Raw genomic sequence first — 17,385 nt, forward strand, 5'->3', positions numbered from 1 at the left:
GTCCGGCGTCTTCATCTCGTCCCTCCGCGGCAAACCCAACCGCGGCGAACTCTGAACCTCTTGCTCTTCCATGCCGACCTCCTCTCCAGAGGGGTCAGTTCCTCATGGCGTCAGGGGGGCAGTTTGTCGTGTCGCCTGACACATGGTAGGCCCTGCCGGCGTAAACGTGTACCAGGTGATTTTGGCAAAGGCTCCGCAAAGCCGATCCATGAGACGCATCGGCACGGGGCTCGCGCTTGGGCGGTACCCGGTCGTTTGGCAGCGATCGCTCGATGATATCGATCAAATCGAGGCCCTGCTGGCGAGTTTGGATTTAGTGTCAGAAGAGGTTCTTCCGGCTCGCGAACCAGCGCTCGACGGTGTCAATTTTCCATTGTCGCAAAGGACGAAACCCTGGCGACGTCAGGAAGTCCAGATCGACGGAGATAGGCGTCAACTTGAGAAGCTGGTCGGGTTGTGGCCGCCCGCGCTTGCTGGAAGGCGACGGGTAAGAAGCCCTTAGAAGCCGAATTTTATCGACCTGCCGGATCCATAGATCCTCGACGGCGCCTACCTCGGTTCCATACCAGAACCGAAGCCACAATTCCCGCATCGGGTTCCCACGGTACTTTCGACTTGTCCAATTAGGGAAGTCAGCGGTCAATATCAACGCGTATGGGATTCGTTCCTCGGGAAACGATCGATACTCCCAAGTTCTCAACCGCGTGGCCTCCTGCAGTAGGTGTATGAATTCCTCTGGGGCCAAAAACGGGACAAGGTCGGACAGAATTCGATAGTGGCGCTGCCAATTCGCGCGGAAGGACGCTCTGAGTCTTTGGCCCGCAGCCGGGTCGCCATTGACCGGTGTCAAGGCAAGATACGGCTTGTCCACCTCCGAACTGCTGGGGCAATCAGCTCCCGGAAAATGTTTGAAGTGGGTACTGCGCAGGGAGCGCTCCCCCGCTAGGTACACGTCCTTCCTGCACGTCTCGCAAATCGCATTCGGGAGATCAAAGCCGTCGTCACCGATGACGATGGCCCTGCCAAAAGCTCCTGCGTAGTCCGCTGCTTTTATCTGTCGAAGAGTGTCGGGACGAAGAGCTATGCGCATGTGCGACCCAATGTTGAACGGGCTGGATATCTGAGCCCGCTTGACGACAGGTGAGTTGCCCGCAGACCGTCCGCGCGAGGCACGATTCAACACGGGATCGCTACTTGGCCGTGCTCCCCTCAAGAAGACGGCGATCTACGCCGCGATACCCCGCGCCGAGAAGTTCAAGTTCGCTGACGTGCACGATAGGGCAGAGGCCACGGCCTTCCACCGTTTCATTTTGGACTAGCAGGTGTATCCGTTCGTTCATCGGCAATAGAGCGCGAAACGCTGGGGCTTGCCGCGGACGATCTTGACGCTCGCCACTTGCGGCCGCACGAAACGCCGCGGCTCCGGGGGAGCCTCCGGCATGTGAACGGGACGCTTGGACAGGTATCGTCGCCGAATGGATGGCCGCCATAACGTGACGTCCCCAATCTGAAATTGTCAGATATCGCATCGGGACGCGCGTGGCCACCGAGATCACCTTGTCCATGCAACGTCTTGGCCACGAGCAGGGAGCGTCCGACTGCCTTCAGATTTCGTCCCGCTTTTGCCGCCGGCCGTCAACGCGCGACCCCCCCTTGGCTGTCGGCGGCGCGATCGCCGGCGACAGGCCCGTTCGTTGGATCTACCAGTATGCCCAGCGCCAGAGGGAAAACCCGCACGCGATCGTTCCGATGCCACCCATGACCGCGAATATCGTCCGGAAGGATCGCCCGAACGTCCATGTCTCCGGCGCGACGCCTCCAACGTCTGCCGGCGCCTTACGGTGCTCGGACTCATTGAGCAAGACGCGGGCAAATGGCGGCATACACGCCGCCTCACCGGCGGCCAGCGCGCTCTCGCCAAATTTGACCAACTCGGATCCGCGTTGATCCAGTCGATGGAAGACGAGCGAGAAAGCCGAAAGGAGGGCACCCAGCATGGCGACCGCCGGCGCCATGGACTTTCCAGCTTGCAGACCCGCGCCGATTCCCGTCGCCATGACGCCTGACAAAACCACGAAGAAGTTGAAGACGGACATTCGCTGTTGGGCATGCAGCGCGAAGTAACGCCATGCGTGGTCCAGCCCTTTGTCAGGAGACTGCAGATCGAGCTTCGGGATTTCGGCGGTCCCCGACGACGACGCCTCGGCCTGTTCATTGACAGCGCTTGTATGGTTCATCGCGATCCTTGGCTAATTTGCGGCACGGCGTCAGACTTCGCGCTTCACTCGCGGCGTCTTCCGTCCAGGCCCTCTACGGAACGGCGCCCTCGTCGGCCGCGAGGCATTCGATCACCTGCCGATGCTTGTTGCATCCCCGGCACGATCCGCAAGCCCACTCGCCGGTATGGCATGAGAATGTCCACCCGAGCACGGACCGCGGCACCGCTGATTCCCGAACCAGATCAAGCGTCGACAGTCCTATCGCCGGCGCGACGACATGCACCCCGGCTTGAAGGCGTATCAGCCTGTCGAGGGCGTTCACGAAATCCAGGGTCCCATCGGGATGTGCGTCGTCGCCCGCCACAGTCCCGATGACGATCTCCGTCAACGGGCTCGCCGCCAACGCCATCGCCGCTAAGGTGACCAGCATCTGGTTCCGGTACGGCCAAAACTCCGGTGCCCTCGAAGATGTGGACACAGGAAGGCCTGTGGGCGACATCGACCCGTGTCCGAATTGGGCCATGTCGACCCGACGGATCTGCAATTCGATCCCGACCGCATCGGCGACGGCGCGCGCGGCGCGCTCCTCGCCTTTCGCCGGCAGTTGCCCGTAATCGACGAACAATGCCAGTTCCGGACGAAGCATCCAAGCCAGGGCCGTCGAGTCCAAACCGCCGGTCAACAGCAATACCCTCATAACGGCATCCATTGCGTGCGATACAGTGCGGAGCACAGGTCGTCGACGCCGATCGCCCCGAGCTCGCGCACGACGTCGAGCACTATCGGATCATCCGCGAAGGCAACGACCGGCCGGCCATATGCGAGCGCCGCGGAAACCTCGCGTCTCGTAGCGATCTCGTCGCCGGCGAGTACCAGGGCAACGTCGTGCGAGACCTCCGCCGCGCCCGTCCCCACTCGATACCGATCAACACCGGTAACTCCGGCGACCAGCGTCGCGCCCAGATCCCGAAGCCCGCGCGCGGCCTCCTCGTAAAGCCATCGTCGAGACGTTCCCTCGATGGGACGAGCCATCCACACTCTCCGACCCCCAGCGTCGGGTGGGGCTGGCGCCCGCAAACGTGTCTCGCGCGGGAGCGGAAGGACGGGCGTCTCGACGTATTGGGCTGCGCGACGCGAGGCACGATCGGCGGCTTCCGCAGCCGACGAACCGCCGAGCATCCAGGAATGGGCGAACGCCGCCGAGAACACGTCGCCCGAACCGATCTTGTAGACATTGTCGGTCGGGTAAGCAGGGATGTGGCAAGACGAACCAGCGTCGTCGAACACGTAAGCACCTGCGGCGCCGTCCTTGACCACGATCGCGGCCGCCCCTTCGTTCCTCATGGTGGCCGTGGCTGCGTTACCTAAATCGTCCCGCCCGGACAGGCGGCGCAGTTCGTTCGCGTTCATGACCAGAGCCAGCCTTCCCGCTGTCGAACCATTGTCACCGAAGGGCACGGGTCTTGCGCCCGATTGGGGGTCATAGACGGCTTGAGCAGCGGTCACCCGGAATTCGCCTTCGAGGCAGCCAAAACGAAGAACGTCGTCGGCTTCGACCGCGATGACGGCAACCTGGCCCGGGAGGGGCGTGATCCGCGGACGCGATAGCGGATGGAGATATTCGAAGCCGAATCTGTAAGGGGCGTCGTGCACCACGACCCGTACGCCCTCCCTTTCGAAGTTGGCCGTGACGTCCTCTCGCAAGGACATCGGATGGAAGGTGTGGAGCATCAGGTCGTCGACGAGCCCGACCAACGCCATGACGGCCCTGCCGCCGGACCCGAAAAGGGCGATCCGTTCTGGCGTCACGCAAGTCTCGACGTACACCCCACCGGCTATCAGCAAGGCGCTAGCTCAGGATCACGGTGACGTCGACTCGACCCCCGTCCACTCGGTCGACATAGGCTTGGTACGACACGCCGTCTGAGAGGCAGCGTATCAGGACGTTGAGGTTTGGAACGCCGCCGACGGATCCCACCGTCGTGTTCGTGACCTCGTCGACTAGCACGACGCGCGGTTGCCCCCCCGTCTGATCGAGCTGGACGCCGAGCCACGTGCCTTTCGCGATTCCCGGGGCCGGGCCCATCACGACGGTCGAAATTCTGGACGGACAGTCCTGACCGGTCGCTATGCCGCCCACCGGTGCCGCCTTCGTGGGTTTCGGGTCCGATCCGCCCATTCGCACAAACCTCCTAGCTTCGCCGGCCCGACGCCCTAACCGACGTCATCGCGACACGGCGGCGCGAGTCTCGGCCCACATGACGGCGTCGAGCAGCGAGGATCGCACGTTAATCGCCTTAGCGAAATCTAGGAATCGCTCTTCCAACGTCGCGTAGTCGCGGGGTAGCGATATTTCCTCGGGGAATAGCCTCAACTGCTGACACGCCCGCAGAACGTGCACGTCAATGATCGCAACCTCGTCGCTGTCGAGATGGTTGCGCACGATCCACGAGGCTGTCTTGGGGCCGATCCCGTCGAACGTCATCAGATCGTCCCGCAGGGTACGCGCCGATGAGGTGTCGGGCGGCCAGGTTTCCATCCTGTGGCGCATCGCCCAAATCCTTTGCGCCCTTTGGTTGGGGAAACGGTACCGGCGTGGCCGTCCCCGGACGATCAGGGGTTGGGATAGCAGCCGGAGTATGTCTTCGACGCTGACCTCGACCTGCAGGTCGAATACGCCATGGTCCCTCAACCAAAGGTACGCGGCCATGTTGGCCTCGAACGTCACGCTGTAGCCGCCTAGCAGACAGAAGCCGACCTCCTCGACGAGCGTGCTTCCACCGCAGGAGAAGGTGGGCATCGACTCCTGGCTCCATTGGCAACGCACGGCCCAGTAAGCTGGCGTGCCGAGCAAGTCCGGTGTGCCCCACGGGACACCGCGCACAGCCTCTTCCCCGCTGTCGGGCAAGGCGATCAGACGCGCCGAATCTCCATATCCGGCCCAGACCGCCTGCATGATCTCAAGTTCCTTGCACAGGAATGCATATTCATGCATTTAAAGGAAATGCACAAGTCCTTGGCCCAGACTCGGCTGATTGCAGCTATCACGGCCAGCGGCCGATCCGATGCCGAGATCGCCACGCTGTTGGGAGTCCATCAGTCGACCGTTTCTCGGCTAAAAAATGGACTGATCGCTAAAGTATCGAAGCATCAGAAGCGTTTGGATAGCGCTCTCGGCAGCAAGGGCGCTGCTGACGTCGACGAAATCGCCGACCTGCTCGCCCTGGCGAAGGTCTCCCCGGCGCTCCGGGATGCGCTCTTGGCGCTCCGCAAGCTTATGCAGGAAAACGCATAGGATTTTAGAGTTGCAGTAGGTCCCGGCATTCGCTTTTCAGAAGCGCTCCCGTACTCCACAATCGATTGCGACAGTCGGCGAATCACCCGGGCTGTGCCGGCCCGCGGCTTCTCGAGTGGATGCGATGGCTCGTTGAATGATGCGAATGCCGCTTCCGATATCCGTAAGGGGCAAGGTCATCGTCGACGGTCCGCTCGTCGTACCTTCGTTTTCCAGCAAGGCCCTACCCAGGACCTCGGTCGACACGACGCTTCGTAGGACCGCAAACTTCATCGTAAGCCCCGTTCTCATCAGCGCCTATGACATCGTCCATCACGACGTCGATCTCGACCTGTTGGACGTGCCGTTGATCATCGTCGACAGCGGCGGATACGAGACGCTCGTCGATGAGGAGAGCAGGAGGAAGGGCGGGCTGACGGAGCATGCCGCGCTCCCTTGGTCGGCAGAGATGTATGCCGAGACGTTGACCGGGCTCCGAAGCAAGGCGTCGGTCATTGCGGTCAGCTATGACAGGACGTGGCTCTCGGTCGGAGAGCAGATCAATGCCGCCTTGGAGGCAAGGGACGGGAGGGCAGGCAACGCCTTCCTGTTGAAGCCGAGGGCCGAAGAGATCTTGACGATCGAATCCCTGCGGGATCACATCGGCGAACTCGACGGCTTCGACCTTGTCGGAGTGACCGAGAAGGAGGCTGGCTCTTCCTTCATGGAGCGACTGGTCTTCATTGGGCGCCTGCGAGCTCTCATGGACGAGCGCGGGGTTACGAAGCCCATCCATGTCTTCGGAGGCCTCGATCCCCTGATGACGCCGCTGTATTTTCTCGCCGGTGCCGACGTGGTGGACGGCCTGAGCTGGCTTCGCTTCGCATTCGGGAGGCACGGAGCTCAGTATCTACCGGCCTATGCCGCGTTGACCGACGCCGCCGCTTCGCTCCAGGATTTCGAATGGAAGATAAGGCGTGCCAACTACGGCGTGGCGGTAGGCATGCAGAACGCCTTCCGACGCTTCCGGACGGACGGGCGATACGAGGCTTTCTCGGCGGACGGGGAAGCGACCAAAGTCCTCGCCGGCATACATGCAACGCTGCTCGAGGCCTTGGACGCCTCCGGGTCGAGCTCAGCGTTCCAGCCGGAAACTGACTAGGAAAGTCGGCAGGATACCAAAAAGTCCAGAGGATCGGCCTCATCTGCGAGGAATTCCGTATCCTCTCGGGTAAGTCTCCGTTTGGCGTGTCGGCTAAGCAGCTTTCGAGAGCGCGGCACGGCCCTTCCCGGACCGCTTGGCCGCGTATAGCGCCTCATCCGCCGCGCCCTTGATCGCATCCAAGTCCTCGGGCTTTCCCTTGCTCACGGCCTTGATACCAACCGAAGTCCCGACATGGGCCGGCGAGCCGAACACGACAAAGGGTTTCGCGACGGCAGCCACGGAACGGTCTGCGATCGCCTTCGCTGCGCTGGCGTCGGCGCCAGGTAGAATGATGGCGAACTCGTCGCCGCCGAGACGCGCTAGGGTGTCGCCCTCCTGTATGACTTCGGAGAAGCGCCTGGCCACCTGCCGCAGGAGATCGTCGCCGGCAGCGTGGCCGAGGCGATCGTTGACGGCCTTGAAGCCGTCCAGGTCGAGCATGAGCAGCGCGAATGGCGAACCCGTGGTCAGCCCGGCGAGCGTCTCGTCGAAAGCGCGCCGGTTGGCGAGCCCGGTTAGGGGATCCAGCCGCGCCGCGATGTCGAGCTCCCGCTCGGCGACCAGCACTGCTTCGATCTGCTGGACGATATGTCCCGATGATTCGTAGACGCTGTAGAGATACAGGGCGAGCAGCAGCGCCATCGATTGCAGCAGCAGGTCGCCCGTTAGCAGCATGCAGACTACCAGCGTGCCGAGTGCGGCCGTCGAGAGGGTGGCGCAGATCCAAAAGCGCATCGTCCGTGCCGATGACCCCGCGGTCAGCGCCATCGTCAGGCCCACAGCCAGGATGTAGCCGTCGACGTGCCCTGCCTGGAAGATGCGGACCGTGAGCGCGGCGATCACGCCCGTGAAGGCGAATGCTGTCCAAGCGTATGCGTCCTCCCACCGATGTGCCTGCGCAAGCGTCAGGGCCTTCGTGCGACGCCTATGGAAGGCGAGGATGCCAACGATGCGCGCCAAGCTCGTCACGACGGCGGCGGCGAGGATCATCCACAGGACAAGGTCGCCGGTTCGGACCGCCATAATAGCCGACCCGGCGACCAGACCTGCGGCGATGCACAGGATCTGGGGTAGGGCGCCATAGAGGCTAGAGACGATCTCGATCTCGATCGAGGCAGGAAGGTCAGGCGTGCGGTTGCGGCTCAGCATCGGCGTCTCCACCGGCAACCGATGCCATCGGCGCGTTACGATCGCGTTGCAATTTCGTTCAAATGCGAGGGATCAGCGGTAGAGGTTGTCGCCTCGGCTCTTCCGCGGACGTGGGTCGCTGGTCGCGTTCGCTGGTGCAGGACTCGTTCGGAGACGCCAGGTTCTATGCAAACTCGGACGAGCGCAACGCATCGGCCCGACGGCAAACCGGCACAACCTCAGCCGCCCGCACTCATCCCTCAGCGGAACCCGCCTTGGACAAGACGGAACAACATTCTTGGAAACGACAACTAGGTCGACAAATCTTTCGACCTGTCCGGCGGCTTGGCTTTGCGGTGCAGGGTGGCTGGTCGTAACGGACCAACGCTTACGGCCGGGGCCTCCACTTTCTGGCGCGGCATCTTTGCGATCTCCGCGACCAGCTGCCGCGCAGGGAAAGCGCCGTACTTCCTGCTTTCCGTGTTGGGGGCATGTCCCTGGATCGCGTCGATGTACATTTCCTGCATGAGAGGCCGCGCGTCGGTCTTGAACTTGTGCCGCCACCCATGATTTGGGAAGACATCGAGATCCTTGACACCAAGCGACCTGACCCAGGTCGCAAGCTTGCCGCCGGTGATTTCGGCCGCACGGGTCAGGCCCCCGTCCTTTTCAGCTGCGAACAGTCGGCGGTCGCCACCCTTGGCCTTGGCGAATTCCACCAGCCCTTGCGCGAGCAAATGTTCGTGCAGCGGCACGTTACGCTTGAGGCGCGACTTCTGCGTGCCGGCCTCCGGCGTGATGTGGATGCACCAGACGCCATCGACCCGTTTGATGTCGCAAGCTCGGGTCTGCGTGATCTCGTTCACCCGGGCCCCTGTATAGGCGCAGATCCAAGGCACCCAACGACGCGCCGCCGCGAGGTGTGCGGAAACGCGCTTCGGCGCCGGGGCGAGCGAGGCTTGCAGGATCTTCTCCGCTTCCTCGTCATGGAAGCCCCGCATGCTGCGCGCTGCAGCCTTCCTAGCTTGCCCGACGGTCACCTCCGAAGCGGGGTTCTTTGCAAGCTCCTTGAGCGTTACGGCTACGCCGAACAGGGTCTTGATCGCGGCGAGGTCGTTGCGCTTGAACGAGCGTGGCGACACCGACCCACCGGCGAGGGTGTGGTCTCGCCAGGCCTCCACATGCGACGGCGTAATACTCACCATGTCCCTGATTCCCGCAGACGCGACCAGGCGGTCGAGGATAGGCCTCCAACGCTTCAAGGTTCCCGCCGAGTAGCCGACCGAGGTCATCGTCCAGAAATCGTCGACGTCCAGACCAGCGTCGCTTTTGGCGGCCTTGGTGGCCGGGCCGACGGGCGCGGCAGGGTCTTTGAACCCCGGGAAGCGCTCGGCGTCCAGGTCCGGCCTCCAGTCCCCGTCCATCTGACGGCAGTAGAGGGTTGCCGCCTGCTTCAACGCGCGGTGGACGGCGAACTGAAGCCGTCGACGCGTGTCCGAGTCCACGGCGAGGTTCTTGGCTGCGAGCTTGCGGTCGATGTAGACGTTCGCGAATGTCAGGACGTATTCGCGCCGATCTTCCGAGGGTGCGGGAACGGCGGTCCCGTCGACGACCTCAGCGTTCCTTGCGACGTGCCACCAATGCACGTTTGCCGCCGCGAAACTGCGAACCTTGCCGAACCTGCCGAGCTCGTCGTTGTAGATCTCGCCCGCAAGGGCCTCGACCTGCTCGTCGTCCAGGTATTGAGCGCCCTTGGCCAGACCTGCCCAAAGCTCCAGGAGCGACGTCTCCGCGGCGCGGTGCGCGATCTTCGCCTCCGCGGGATCCTTCGTGCCCAGCGACCGCTTCACGACGCTCGCGCCGACTATCTCCACGAGATGGAGCGGCACCCGCTTACGCAGGTAGTAGACGCCGGTCTTTTTGTGTTTCGTTGGACGCGACATGCCAAGAACCATGTGTACCACCCGTGTGTACCACCGAGCGGTTTCCAAACCCTTGAGATACAAGGGAATCGTCATGTTTCAAGGGCTTGCATCTGGTGCTGCGGGAGAGGATTGAACTCTCGACCTCACCATTACCAATGGTGTGCTCTACCACTGAGCTACCGCAGCAGGATCGTCGGCCAGGTTGCTCTGCGGTCGCCAGGGCGAGGGCAGGGCGGGCGTCGTTCCGAAGCGGCGTCCTGATGCCACAAGCGCCGGGTGGACGCAACCCACATCGTCGCGGCACGAACGCGATGGCTCGGGGCCGCGTCTGCGGTGCCGTCTCGCCCGCGTTCAATCTGGCAGCAGCAGCCGCGGGTCGATGCGGAAGAGGCGGGCGTCGCCCAGGAGATGGGCGCTGAAGCCGGTGCCGAGCAGCGGGCGGAAGGCTTCGTCGCGCAGGTTCAGCCCGCCTGCATAGGCGCCCATCGCCGGCAGCACGCAGCGCCGGGCCGAGAGCGCGAAGCAGCGCCGCCGGAGCGCTCGCCCGCGCAGGCGCAGCTTCGCCGCCGGGTGGAGATGGCCGGCGATTTCGAAGCCGGCCTCGGCTGCGTCCGGCTCGTGCCGCAGCGTGACGCCGGCGAGCGAAAGGCTGGCGACGACCTCGCCGCCGAGCCCGCCGCCGATCTGCGGATCGTGGTTGCCGGTCACCCAGATCCAGTCGCGGCCGGCCTGGAGGGCCGCAAGCGTGGCGCGCTCGGCCCCGCCGAAGCGCTCGCCGGCGTCGCGGTCATGGAAGCTGTCGCCGAGCGCGATGATGCGGGCCGGCGCATGGCGGGTGACGGCGGCCGCAAGTGAAGCCAGCGTCGCCGCGGAGTCATAGGGCGGCAGGAAGACGCCGCGCCTTGCATAGGAGGAGCCTTTTTCCAGGTGCAGGTCGGCGACGACGAGCGTGCGCTCCTCCGGGAGCCAGAGCGCGCCGGAACGGTCGGGCACGACCACGAGCCGCCCGAGCAGGAAGGCCGCTTCCGTCGCGGCGCCGTCGCCTGCCATCGCGGCGTTCACGCCATCGCCTCCTCGATCAGCATCGCTTCCGCCTCCGCCAGGATCTCGTCCGCCGCCTCGCCATAGACCGCCTCGCGCCCGATCTCGAGCATCACCGAGACGCCGAGCGGCGAGACATGATCGAGCGGCTGATGCACGATTCGCCCGCTGATCCGTGTCAGCATCTGGCCCAGGCGCTTGATGTCGAGCAAGCCCGTCGCGGCATCCGCACGTGCGGCCTTGAGCAGCACGTGCTCCGGCTCGTGCCGCCGCAGCACGTCGTAGACGAGGTCGGTCGACATGGTGACCTGGCGGCCGTTTTTTTCCTGGCCCGGAAAGCGCCGCTCGATCAGGCCTGCGATCACCGCGCATTGCCGGAAGGTGCGCTTCATCAGCGCCGATTCCGCCAACCATTCCTCGAGATCGTCGCCGAGCATGTCCTGCGAGAACAGCTCGTCGAGACTGAGAGCGCCCCGCGCGATGGCTGCGGACATGTCGCCGAGCCCCCAGCAGGCCATGCCGTAATCATTGCAGACGAAGCCGAGCGGGCGCATCCGCGCGCGCTCCAGCCGGCGCGTCAGCAGCATGCCGAGCGTCTGGTGGGCGAGGCGCCCCTCGAATGGGTAGGCGACGAGATAGAAGCGCCCGCCGCGCGGGAAAGTCTCGACCAGGAGCTCGCCGGGCTTGGGCAGGCGCGATTTCAGCCGCTGCGCATGCAGCCAGGAGGAAACCTCCTCGGGCAGGCTGTCCCATTCCCCGGGGTCGGCGAGCATCGCCCGCACGCGCGCGGCGAGAAAGGTCGAGAGCGGGAACTTGCCGCCGGCATAGGAGGGGATCTTCGGGTCGGTGCCCGGCGCGGCGCGCGAGCAGACCGCCTCGTTGCCGGTGATGCCCTCGAAGCGCAGCACCTCGCCGGCGAAGATGAAGGTGTCGCCCGGTGTCAGCGTCTCGGCGAAATACTCCTCGACCTCGCCAAGCAAGCGACCGCCGCGCGTCACCTGCGATGGCTGGCCGGGCTTGCCGGCGCGCGCCCGTCCGAGCCGGACCTTGAGCATCGTCGATTCGACGATCGTGCCGACATTCATGCGGTATTGCTGGATGATCCTGGCGTTGGTGGCGCGCCAATGCCCGGCCTTGTCCTGCCGCAGCTTGGCAAAACGCTCATAGCTCTTCAGAGCGTAGCCGCCCGTGGCGACGAAATGGACGACGGCGTCGAAATCCGCCCGCTCCAGGCCGGCATAGGGTGAGGCGGTGCAGACCTCCCGGTAAAGCGCGTCAGAATCGAACCCGTCCGAGCAGGCGACGCCGAGGACGTGCTGGGCCAGCACGTCGAGCGCGCCGATCCGGGCATCCGCCGTGTCCTGGGCGGCCTCGGCCACGGCATCGAGCGCAGCCCGGCATTCCAGCAGTTCGAAGCGGTTGGAGGGCACGAGCAGGGCTTGCGAGGGCTCGTCCATGCGGTGGTTGGAGCGGCCGATCCGCTGCATCAGCCGGCTCGCGCCCTTGGGCGCGCCGAGATTGACGACGAGATCGACATCGCCCCAGTCGATGCCGAGATCGAGCGTCGCGGTGCAGACCACCGCCTTGAGCCGGCCATCGGCCATCGCGGCCTCGACCTTGCGGCGCTGCGTGGCGTCGAGCGAGCCGTGATGCAGCGCGATCGGCAGGTTGTCGTCGTTGATCGTCCACAGCGCCTGGAAGGCGAACTCCGCCTGCATGCGCGTGTTGACGAAGACCAGCGTCAGCTTGTGCGCCTTGATGGCTTCGTAGATCGCCCCCATCGCATGGCCGGTGGTGTGGCCCGCCATCGGCAGGCGTGTCGGCGTCTGCAGGATGCCGATGCGGGCTGCTGCCCCGCCCTTCACGGTCACCAAACCGGCCGGCGTGTCGCTGCCGCCGAGGAAACGCTGCAGATCGGCCGGCTCGCGCACCGTCGCCGAAAGGCCGACCGCGCTGACCTGCGGGGCGAGGCTGCGCAGCCGCGCGAGGTCGAGCGAGAGCAGGTCGCCGCGCTTGGAGGTCACCAGCGCATGAAGCTCATCCAGCACGATCCGGCGCAGGCTGGCGAAGAAGGGCGCCGCGTCGCGATGCGAGACCAGCAGAGCGAGCTGTTCGGGCGTGGTCAGCAGGATGTCGGGCGGTGCCCGAAGCTGGCGCGTGCGCTTGGCGGCGGAGGTGTCGCCGGTGCGGGTTTCGACCGTGACGGCCAGCCCCATCTCGCGGATCGGCGCCTCGAGATTGCGGGCGATGTCGACGGCGAGAGCCTTCAGCGGCGAGATATAGAGGGTGTGCAGCCCCTCGCGCTTGGCTTCGGGCACGGCCTGGCGCTGCGAGAGTTCGACCAGCGAGGGCAGGAAGCCGGCGAGCGTCTTGCCAGCTCCCGTGGGCGCCACAAGCAGCGTCGAGCGTCCGGCGCGGGCCTCTTCCAGCAAGGCGAGCTGATGCGGCCGCGCGCTCCAGCCGCGGCTGGTGAACCAGCCCGTGAAAGCGGAAGGGAGCGGGGAGGGCGTGACCATGCACGACAGAGATAGGATGGCCGGAGCCGGAACGAAAGGAGAATGTCCCTCGTCGTCCGCCTTGGATGAAGGGTGCTGGCAGGAGCGGGGGGCTTGTGCAACAAAACCGCTCCCCCGGCGTTTGAGCCGCTATCTGCTCCGACCGGGAGCCCGAGGTTCTGCCGTTGCCCGAGACCAAACTCTACGAAGCCGGGCTGCCGGTCACCGAAGCGACCTTCAAGATCCTGACCGATGTGATGCCCCAGATGGTCTGGTCGACGCGGCCGGACGGCTTCCACGACTACTATAACGAACGCTGGTACGAGTTCACCGGCGTGCAGAGGGGTTCGACCGACGGTGAGGGCTGGGCCGGGCTGTTCCATGAGGAGGACCAGCCGGAAGCCTGGCGCCGCTGGCGCCATTCTCTTGCGACGGGAGAGGTCTATGAGGTCGAGTACCGCCTCCGGCACAATTCCGGGCAGTATCGCTGGACGATGGGTCGCGCCCAACCGGTGAAGGATGCGGAGGGCCGGATCGTTCGCTGGGTCGGCACCTGCACGGACATCCATGAAGCGAAGCTCGCGGCCGAAGCCAATGAACTGCTGAGTCACGAGCTCAGCCACCGCATCAAGAACATCTTCTCGGTCGTCGGCAGCCTGATCGCGCTTTCGGCCCGCGAGTACCCGGAAGCCGGGGACTTCGCCGTCCAGTTTCGCGAGCGCGTCTCGGCGCTGGCGCGGGCCCATGAATTCGTGCGTCCCCACAGCGAGGCGTCGCAGCCGGTCATCGGCCGCACCACGATGAGGGGCCTGCTGGACAATCTGTTCTCGCCCTATCCGGCGGTCAGCGAGGGCCGATTGACGGTCACCGGTGAAGATGCCGCGGTGGACGATCGCGGCGCGACGCCGATCGCACTGCTGTTCCACGAACTCGCCACCAACGCCGTCAAATACGGCGCACTCTCCGTCGAAAGCGGTCGCGTCGACATCGCCATCCGTCAGGAAGGCGACGAGTTCGTGCTGCGCTGGACGGAAACGGGCGGCCCGGAGGTGGTGGGCGAGCCGGGCCGGACGGGTTTCGGCACCAAGTTGGCGGAAATGAGCGTCGGGCGGCAACTCGGCGGGCGGCTGATGCGCGACTGGAGGCGGGAAGGGCTCGTCGTGGAGGTCGTCGTCGCTTCGGCCCGGCTGGCACGCGATCAGGACGCGTCGTCCTGAAGCGCTTTTTGGTCCTCAGAACAGTTTGAGCCGACTCGGCGGCGCGGCGGGACGCCCGGCCGCGCGACTGGTGACGTATTCGAGAAGCTCGGCGAGGTCGCGATCGGCCACAGGCTTGTCGAACACGCCGATCGCGTTTTCGATCCGTCTCTGCAACATGCGCGGATTGGCTGTGATGAACACCACGGCGACGCCGAGATCGGCGAGCTTGGCACCGACCTCTGGGCCGGTCGGCCCGTCCGCCAGATTGACGTCCACCAGCGCGACATCCGGTATCTCGGCCGCGGCGAGCGCGAGCGCCTCCCGTGAGGTCGCGGCGATGCCGACGGGGTGATGACCGAGATCCTCGACGATCGCCTCGGTTTCCATGGCGATCAGGACCTCGTCCTCAACGATCAGTACTTTGGTGGGCATGGTCTGCAGTTGGGCTCCGCGGGCGTCTCTATATCCCCTGAGCGGGAGAATTGTTCCCCTCCGCCTTGCTTGGTCGCAGCGGAACAGGAGCGGCCCGCCGAACTGTCGCGAGAAATCCGGCAACCGCTTCGCCACGGTCCTGACGCGTACTGACGGGGTCGAGCGCGATGATCGCGAGGCCCGCTTCATCCAGCCTCTGGCGCAGCCACGCCTCCGCATGCGCGAACCGCCGATCCTGACCGACGACGACGCCCTCGCCGTCATGGCTCTGCACCGTGAAAACCAGGAGACCGTCGCGGGTCAGCACCCGCGCGGCCTGCGCGAAGGCCGGCCGCAAATCGCCGAGATAGACGAAAACGTCGGCCGCCAGCAGCAGATCGGCGCTGGCGTCGGACCGGCTGGCGAGAAAAGCCGTCAGGCCCGCCACGGCGAGTTTGTCGTACAGCGGCCCGCCCCGGGCCGTCGTCTTGGCCCGTGCCCGTTCGATCATCCGCGGCGAGACGTCGCAGCCGGCGAGGAAGGCGGCCTCGTCGCGGATCGCCTCGCCCATCAGCCCGGTGCCGCAGCCGAGGTCGAACACGGTGTCGAACCGGAAGGCGCGGCCGGCGTTCTCACAGAACCGCGCCAAGGTGGCCTTGATCTGTTCCGGAGCATTGTAGTGGAGCGCCTGCGTCAGATGGCTGTCGAACCGGTCGGCATAGCCGTCGAAAAGCGTGCCGGAGAAGTTCTCGGAGGTCGCATCCTCTGCCGCCATCGCACCGATCCGCGCGAGGTCCAGCCGCGCGCCGAAATGATCGTTGGGGTCGAGCGTCAGGCATTGCCGCCACGCCGTCGCGGCCTCTTCCTTATGGCCCAGCGCCTCCTGCGCGAGACCGTAGAGATGCCAGGCGGCGGTGAAGTGGTAGGCCTGCGCCAGCGTCTGGTCGAGGATCTCGACGCAAGCCTGCGCGTCTCTCTCCTTGAAGGCGGCCTCGGCCCAGCCATAGCGGCGGTCCAGCGTCGGATCGCCGGAACTGGCGGAATGCGCGGTCGAGGCCTTTTCGATCATGCGCGCGGGTCTATCTGAGGAGGATGACACTGGCCAGACGCAACGTGCCCGGGACGATGCGCCCTTCCGATCTGCTGATTCCGACGCCAGCCGGCCTGTGGTGCCCCCCGGCCGACATCTACATCGACCCGGTGCGGCCGGTGGCGCGGGCGCTGATAACGCATGGCCATTCCGACCATGCCCGCGCCGGCCATGGCGCCGTGCTGGCCACGCGCGAGACGCTCGCGATCATGGCGCTGCGCTATGGCGAGGGCTTCACGGCCCAGCGGCAGGAGGCCGTGCCCGGCGAGACGACGCGCATCGGCGAGGTGGACTTCACCTTCGTGCCGGCCGGGCATGTGCTCGGATCCGCGCAGATCGTCGTCGAATCGGGTGGCCTGCGCATCGTCGCCTCCGGCGACTACAAGCGCGAGCGCGACCCGACCTGCGCCGGCTTCGAGCCCGTGCCCTGCGACATCTTCATCACCGAGGCAACCTTCGGATTGCCGGTCTTCCGCCACCCGCCTGCCCATGCCGAGGTCGCCAAGCTGCTCGAATCGGTCCGGCTCTTTCCAGAACGAACGCATATCGTCGGCGCCTATTCGCTGGGGAAGGCGCAACGCGTCATGGCCCTGATCCGCGAGGCCGGCTACGACCGCCCGCTCTATCTCCATGGTGCGATGGAAAAGCTCACCGAGTTCTACCTGTCCGAGGACGCGCAACTCGGCGAGGTCCGCAAGGTCGTCGCGGCCGAGCGCAAGACCCTGGGCGGCGAGATCGTGATCTGCCCGCCGAGCGCGATCCAGGACCTCTGGGCCCGAAAGTTTCCTGATCCCGTCACGAGCTTCGCCTCGGGCTGGATGCGGATCCGCGCCCGCGCCCGCCAGAAAGGCGTCGAACTGCCGCTGATCGTCTCCGACCATGCCGATTGGGACGACCTCCAGGCCACCATCCGTGAAACGGGTGCGGGCGAGATCTGGGTCACCCATGGCGAGGCGGACGCGCTCGTCCACTGGTGCATGAGCGTCGGCCTGCGCGCCAAGCCGCTGCATCTGGTCGGCTATGGCGATGAGGGCGAGGTGGAGGGCGGACTCATGGCGGAGGGTGCTGATGCCGCGCCGGTCTGAAGCGCTAGCGCGTCTGCGCGACGATGGGGCGCCCGCTCGTGGTCAGCGTGACCAGCCCAGCCGCCATGTCGCGCGCGAGGCAGTCATAGCCCGCATCGCTCATGTGGAAGCTGTCGGCCGAGAGCGCGGCCCGGAAGGCCTGGGCATCGGCCTCGTGCCATCCCAGCATTGTCCGGTAGCGCGAGAAGACGGGCACGTTCTCGCTCCTGGCGACCTCGGCGATGGCCTCGACATAGGTCTGGTAGCGTGCCGGCTCGCGGATGCCGGGGAAGTACTGCGGATCGAGCAGAGCGAGGCTGACACCGGCCTGCTTC

Annotated in this window: 14 protein-coding genes, 1 tRNA gene and 1 pseudogene; 4 read left to right on the forward strand and 12 right to left on the reverse strand. The window is 65.3% G+C overall.

What is annotated here, in order from left to right:
• Nucleotides 1-1,700 precede the first annotated feature (1,700 nt).
• The 4 genes from Q8M82_RS18630 to Q8M82_RS18645 form a co-directional block, all read right to left on the reverse strand.
• Complete coding sequence (locus Q8M82_RS18630; protein WP_305692791.1) at nt 1,701-2,237, reverse strand: hypothetical protein; 537 nt, start codon at nt 2,235-2,237, stop codon at nt 1,701-1,703.
• A 73-nt stretch (nt 2,238-2,310) separates the two neighbouring features.
• Entirely contained in the window at nt 2,311-2,916 is a 606-nt protein-coding gene (locus Q8M82_RS18635) for a 7-cyano-7-deazaguanine synthase (protein WP_305692792.1), read from the reverse strand.
• A complete protein-coding gene (locus tag Q8M82_RS18640) occupies nt 2,913-4,028 on the reverse strand; it encodes a carbohydrate kinase family protein (protein WP_305692793.1) in 1,116 nt (371 codons plus the stop codon). Before Q8M82_RS18640 ends, Q8M82_RS18635 begins: the two co-directional genes overlap by 4 nt.
• Nucleotides 4,029-4,443: 415 nt before the next feature.
• The gene (locus Q8M82_RS18645) at nt 4,444-5,214 is read right to left on the reverse strand and encodes an 8-oxoguanine DNA glycosylase (protein ID WP_305692794.1); all 771 of its coding nucleotides are present in this window, start codon (nt 5,212-5,214) and stop codon (nt 4,444-4,446) included.
• Here Q8M82_RS18645 and Q8M82_RS18650 point away from each other — a divergent pair.
• Both Q8M82_RS18650 and Q8M82_RS18655 read left to right on the forward strand, forming a co-directional pair.
• Complete coding sequence (locus tag Q8M82_RS18650; protein WP_305692795.1) at nt 5,209-5,514, forward strand: helix-turn-helix domain-containing protein; 306 nt, start codon at nt 5,209-5,211, stop codon at nt 5,512-5,514. The genes Q8M82_RS18645 and Q8M82_RS18650 overlap by 6 nt on opposite strands.
• A 145-nt stretch (nt 5,515-5,659) precedes the next feature.
• Nucleotides 5,660-6,655, forward strand: coding sequence for a hypothetical protein (locus tag Q8M82_RS18655; protein WP_305692796.1), 996 nt, complete (start codon nt 5,660-5,662; stop codon nt 6,653-6,655).
• 93 nt (nt 6,656-6,748) lie between these two features.
• Here the strand turns inward: Q8M82_RS18655 and Q8M82_RS18660 are convergent, their stop codons facing one another.
• The 5 genes from Q8M82_RS18660 to Q8M82_RS18680 form a co-directional block, all read right to left on the reverse strand.
• A complete protein-coding gene (locus tag Q8M82_RS18660; RefSeq protein WP_305692797.1) occupies nt 6,749-7,846 on the reverse strand; it encodes a GGDEF domain-containing protein in 1,098 nt (365 codons plus the stop codon).
• 290 nt (nt 7,847-8,136) lie between these two features.
• A complete protein-coding gene (locus Q8M82_RS18665) occupies nt 8,137-9,843 on the reverse strand; it encodes a DUF6538 domain-containing protein (RefSeq protein WP_305692798.1) in 1,707 nt (568 codons plus the stop codon).
• 18 nt (nt 9,844-9,861) lie between these two features.
• Nucleotides 9,862-9,936 (reverse strand) — tRNA-Thr (locus Q8M82_RS18670).
• 165 nt (nt 9,937-10,101) lie between these two features.
• Nucleotides 10,102-10,800, reverse strand: a complete 699-nt coding sequence (gene pdeM, locus Q8M82_RS18675; protein ID WP_305692804.1) for a ligase-associated DNA damage response endonuclease PdeM — start codon at nt 10,798-10,800, stop codon at nt 10,102-10,104.
• An 8-nt stretch (nt 10,801-10,808) separates the two neighbouring features.
• Nucleotides 10,809-13,307, reverse strand: coding sequence for a ligase-associated DNA damage response DEXH box helicase (locus Q8M82_RS18680; RefSeq protein WP_305692799.1), 2,499 nt, complete (start codon nt 13,305-13,307; stop codon nt 10,809-10,811).
• A 164-nt stretch (nt 13,308-13,471) separates the two neighbouring features.
• Here Q8M82_RS18680 and Q8M82_RS18685 point away from each other — a divergent pair, with 164 nt between their 5' ends.
• Entirely contained in the window at nt 13,472-14,503 is a 1,032-nt protein-coding gene (locus Q8M82_RS18685; protein ID WP_305692800.1) for a PAS domain-containing protein, read from the forward strand.
• Between the two features lie 15 nt (nt 14,504-14,518).
• On the opposite strand, the gene Q8M82_RS18690 is transcribed toward Q8M82_RS18685, so the two are convergent.
• Complete coding sequence (locus Q8M82_RS18690; protein WP_305692801.1) at nt 14,519-14,917, reverse strand: response regulator; 399 nt, start codon at nt 14,915-14,917, stop codon at nt 14,519-14,521.
• A gap of 28 nt (nt 14,918-14,945) precedes the next feature.
• The gene (locus Q8M82_RS18695) at nt 14,946-15,965 is read right to left on the reverse strand and encodes a class I SAM-dependent DNA methyltransferase (RefSeq protein ID WP_305692802.1); all 1,020 of its coding nucleotides are present in this window, start codon (nt 15,963-15,965) and stop codon (nt 14,946-14,948) included.
• A 23-nt stretch (nt 15,966-15,988) separates the two neighbouring features.
• On the opposite strand from Q8M82_RS18695, the gene Q8M82_RS18700 reads away from it, so the two are divergent.
• Nucleotides 15,989-17,071 (forward strand): ligase-associated DNA damage response exonuclease, encoded by a 1,083-nt coding sequence (locus Q8M82_RS18700; protein WP_305692803.1) that lies wholly within the window; start codon nt 15,989-15,991, stop codon nt 17,069-17,071.
• A gap of 4 nt (nt 17,072-17,075) precedes the next feature.
• On the opposite strand, the pseudogene Q8M82_RS18705 reads toward Q8M82_RS18700, so the two are convergent.
• A pseudogene (locus Q8M82_RS18705) lies at nt 17,076-17,385 on the reverse strand (hypothetical protein); the annotation flags it as partial.

This window comes from Allobosea sp. (genome assembly GCF_030694325.1).
Classification (GTDB): Bacteria; Pseudomonadota; Alphaproteobacteria; order Rhizobiales; family Beijerinckiaceae; genus Allobosea.

Coding starts and splice junctions, on each gene's coding strand:
- Q8M82_RS18690 (WP_305692801.1), bottom strand. CDS start 14,917: ATGCCCACCAAAGTACTGATCGTTGAGGACGAGGTCCTGATCGCCATG.
- Q8M82_RS18665 (WP_305692798.1), bottom strand. CDS start 9,843: ATGACGATTCCCTTGTATCTCAAGGGTTTGGAAACCGCTCGGTGGTAC.
- Q8M82_RS18635 (WP_305692792.1), bottom strand. CDS start 2,916: ATGAGGGTATTGCTGTTGACCGGCGGTTTGGACTCGACGGCCCTGGCT.
- Q8M82_RS18655 (WP_305692796.1), top strand. CDS start 5,660: ATGCCGCTTCCGATATCCGTAAGGGGCAAGGTCATCGTCGACGGTCCG.
- pdeM (WP_305692804.1), bottom strand. CDS start 10,800: ATGGCAGGCGACGGCGCCGCGACGGAAGCGGCCTTCCTGCTCGGGCGG.
- Q8M82_RS18660 (WP_305692797.1), bottom strand. CDS start 7,846: ATGCTGAGCCGCAACCGCACGCCTGACCTTCCTGCCTCGATCGAGATC.
- Q8M82_RS18695 (WP_305692802.1), bottom strand. CDS start 15,965: ATGATCGAAAAGGCCTCGACCGCGCATTCCGCCAGTTCCGGCGATCCG.
- Q8M82_RS18680 (WP_305692799.1), bottom strand. CDS start 13,307: ATGGTCACGCCCTCCCCGCTCCCTTCCGCTTTCACGGGCTGGTTCACC.
- Q8M82_RS18700 (WP_305692803.1), top strand. CDS start 15,989: ATGACACTGGCCAGACGCAACGTGCCCGGGACGATGCGCCCTTCCGAT.
- Q8M82_RS18630 (WP_305692791.1), bottom strand. CDS start 2,237: ATGAACCATACAAGCGCTGTCAATGAACAGGCCGAGGCGTCGTCGTCG.
- Q8M82_RS18645 (WP_305692794.1), bottom strand. CDS start 5,214: ATGCATGAATATGCATTCCTGTGCAAGGAACTTGAGATCATGCAGGCG.
- Q8M82_RS18650 (WP_305692795.1), top strand. CDS start 5,209: ATGCATTTAAAGGAAATGCACAAGTCCTTGGCCCAGACTCGGCTGATT.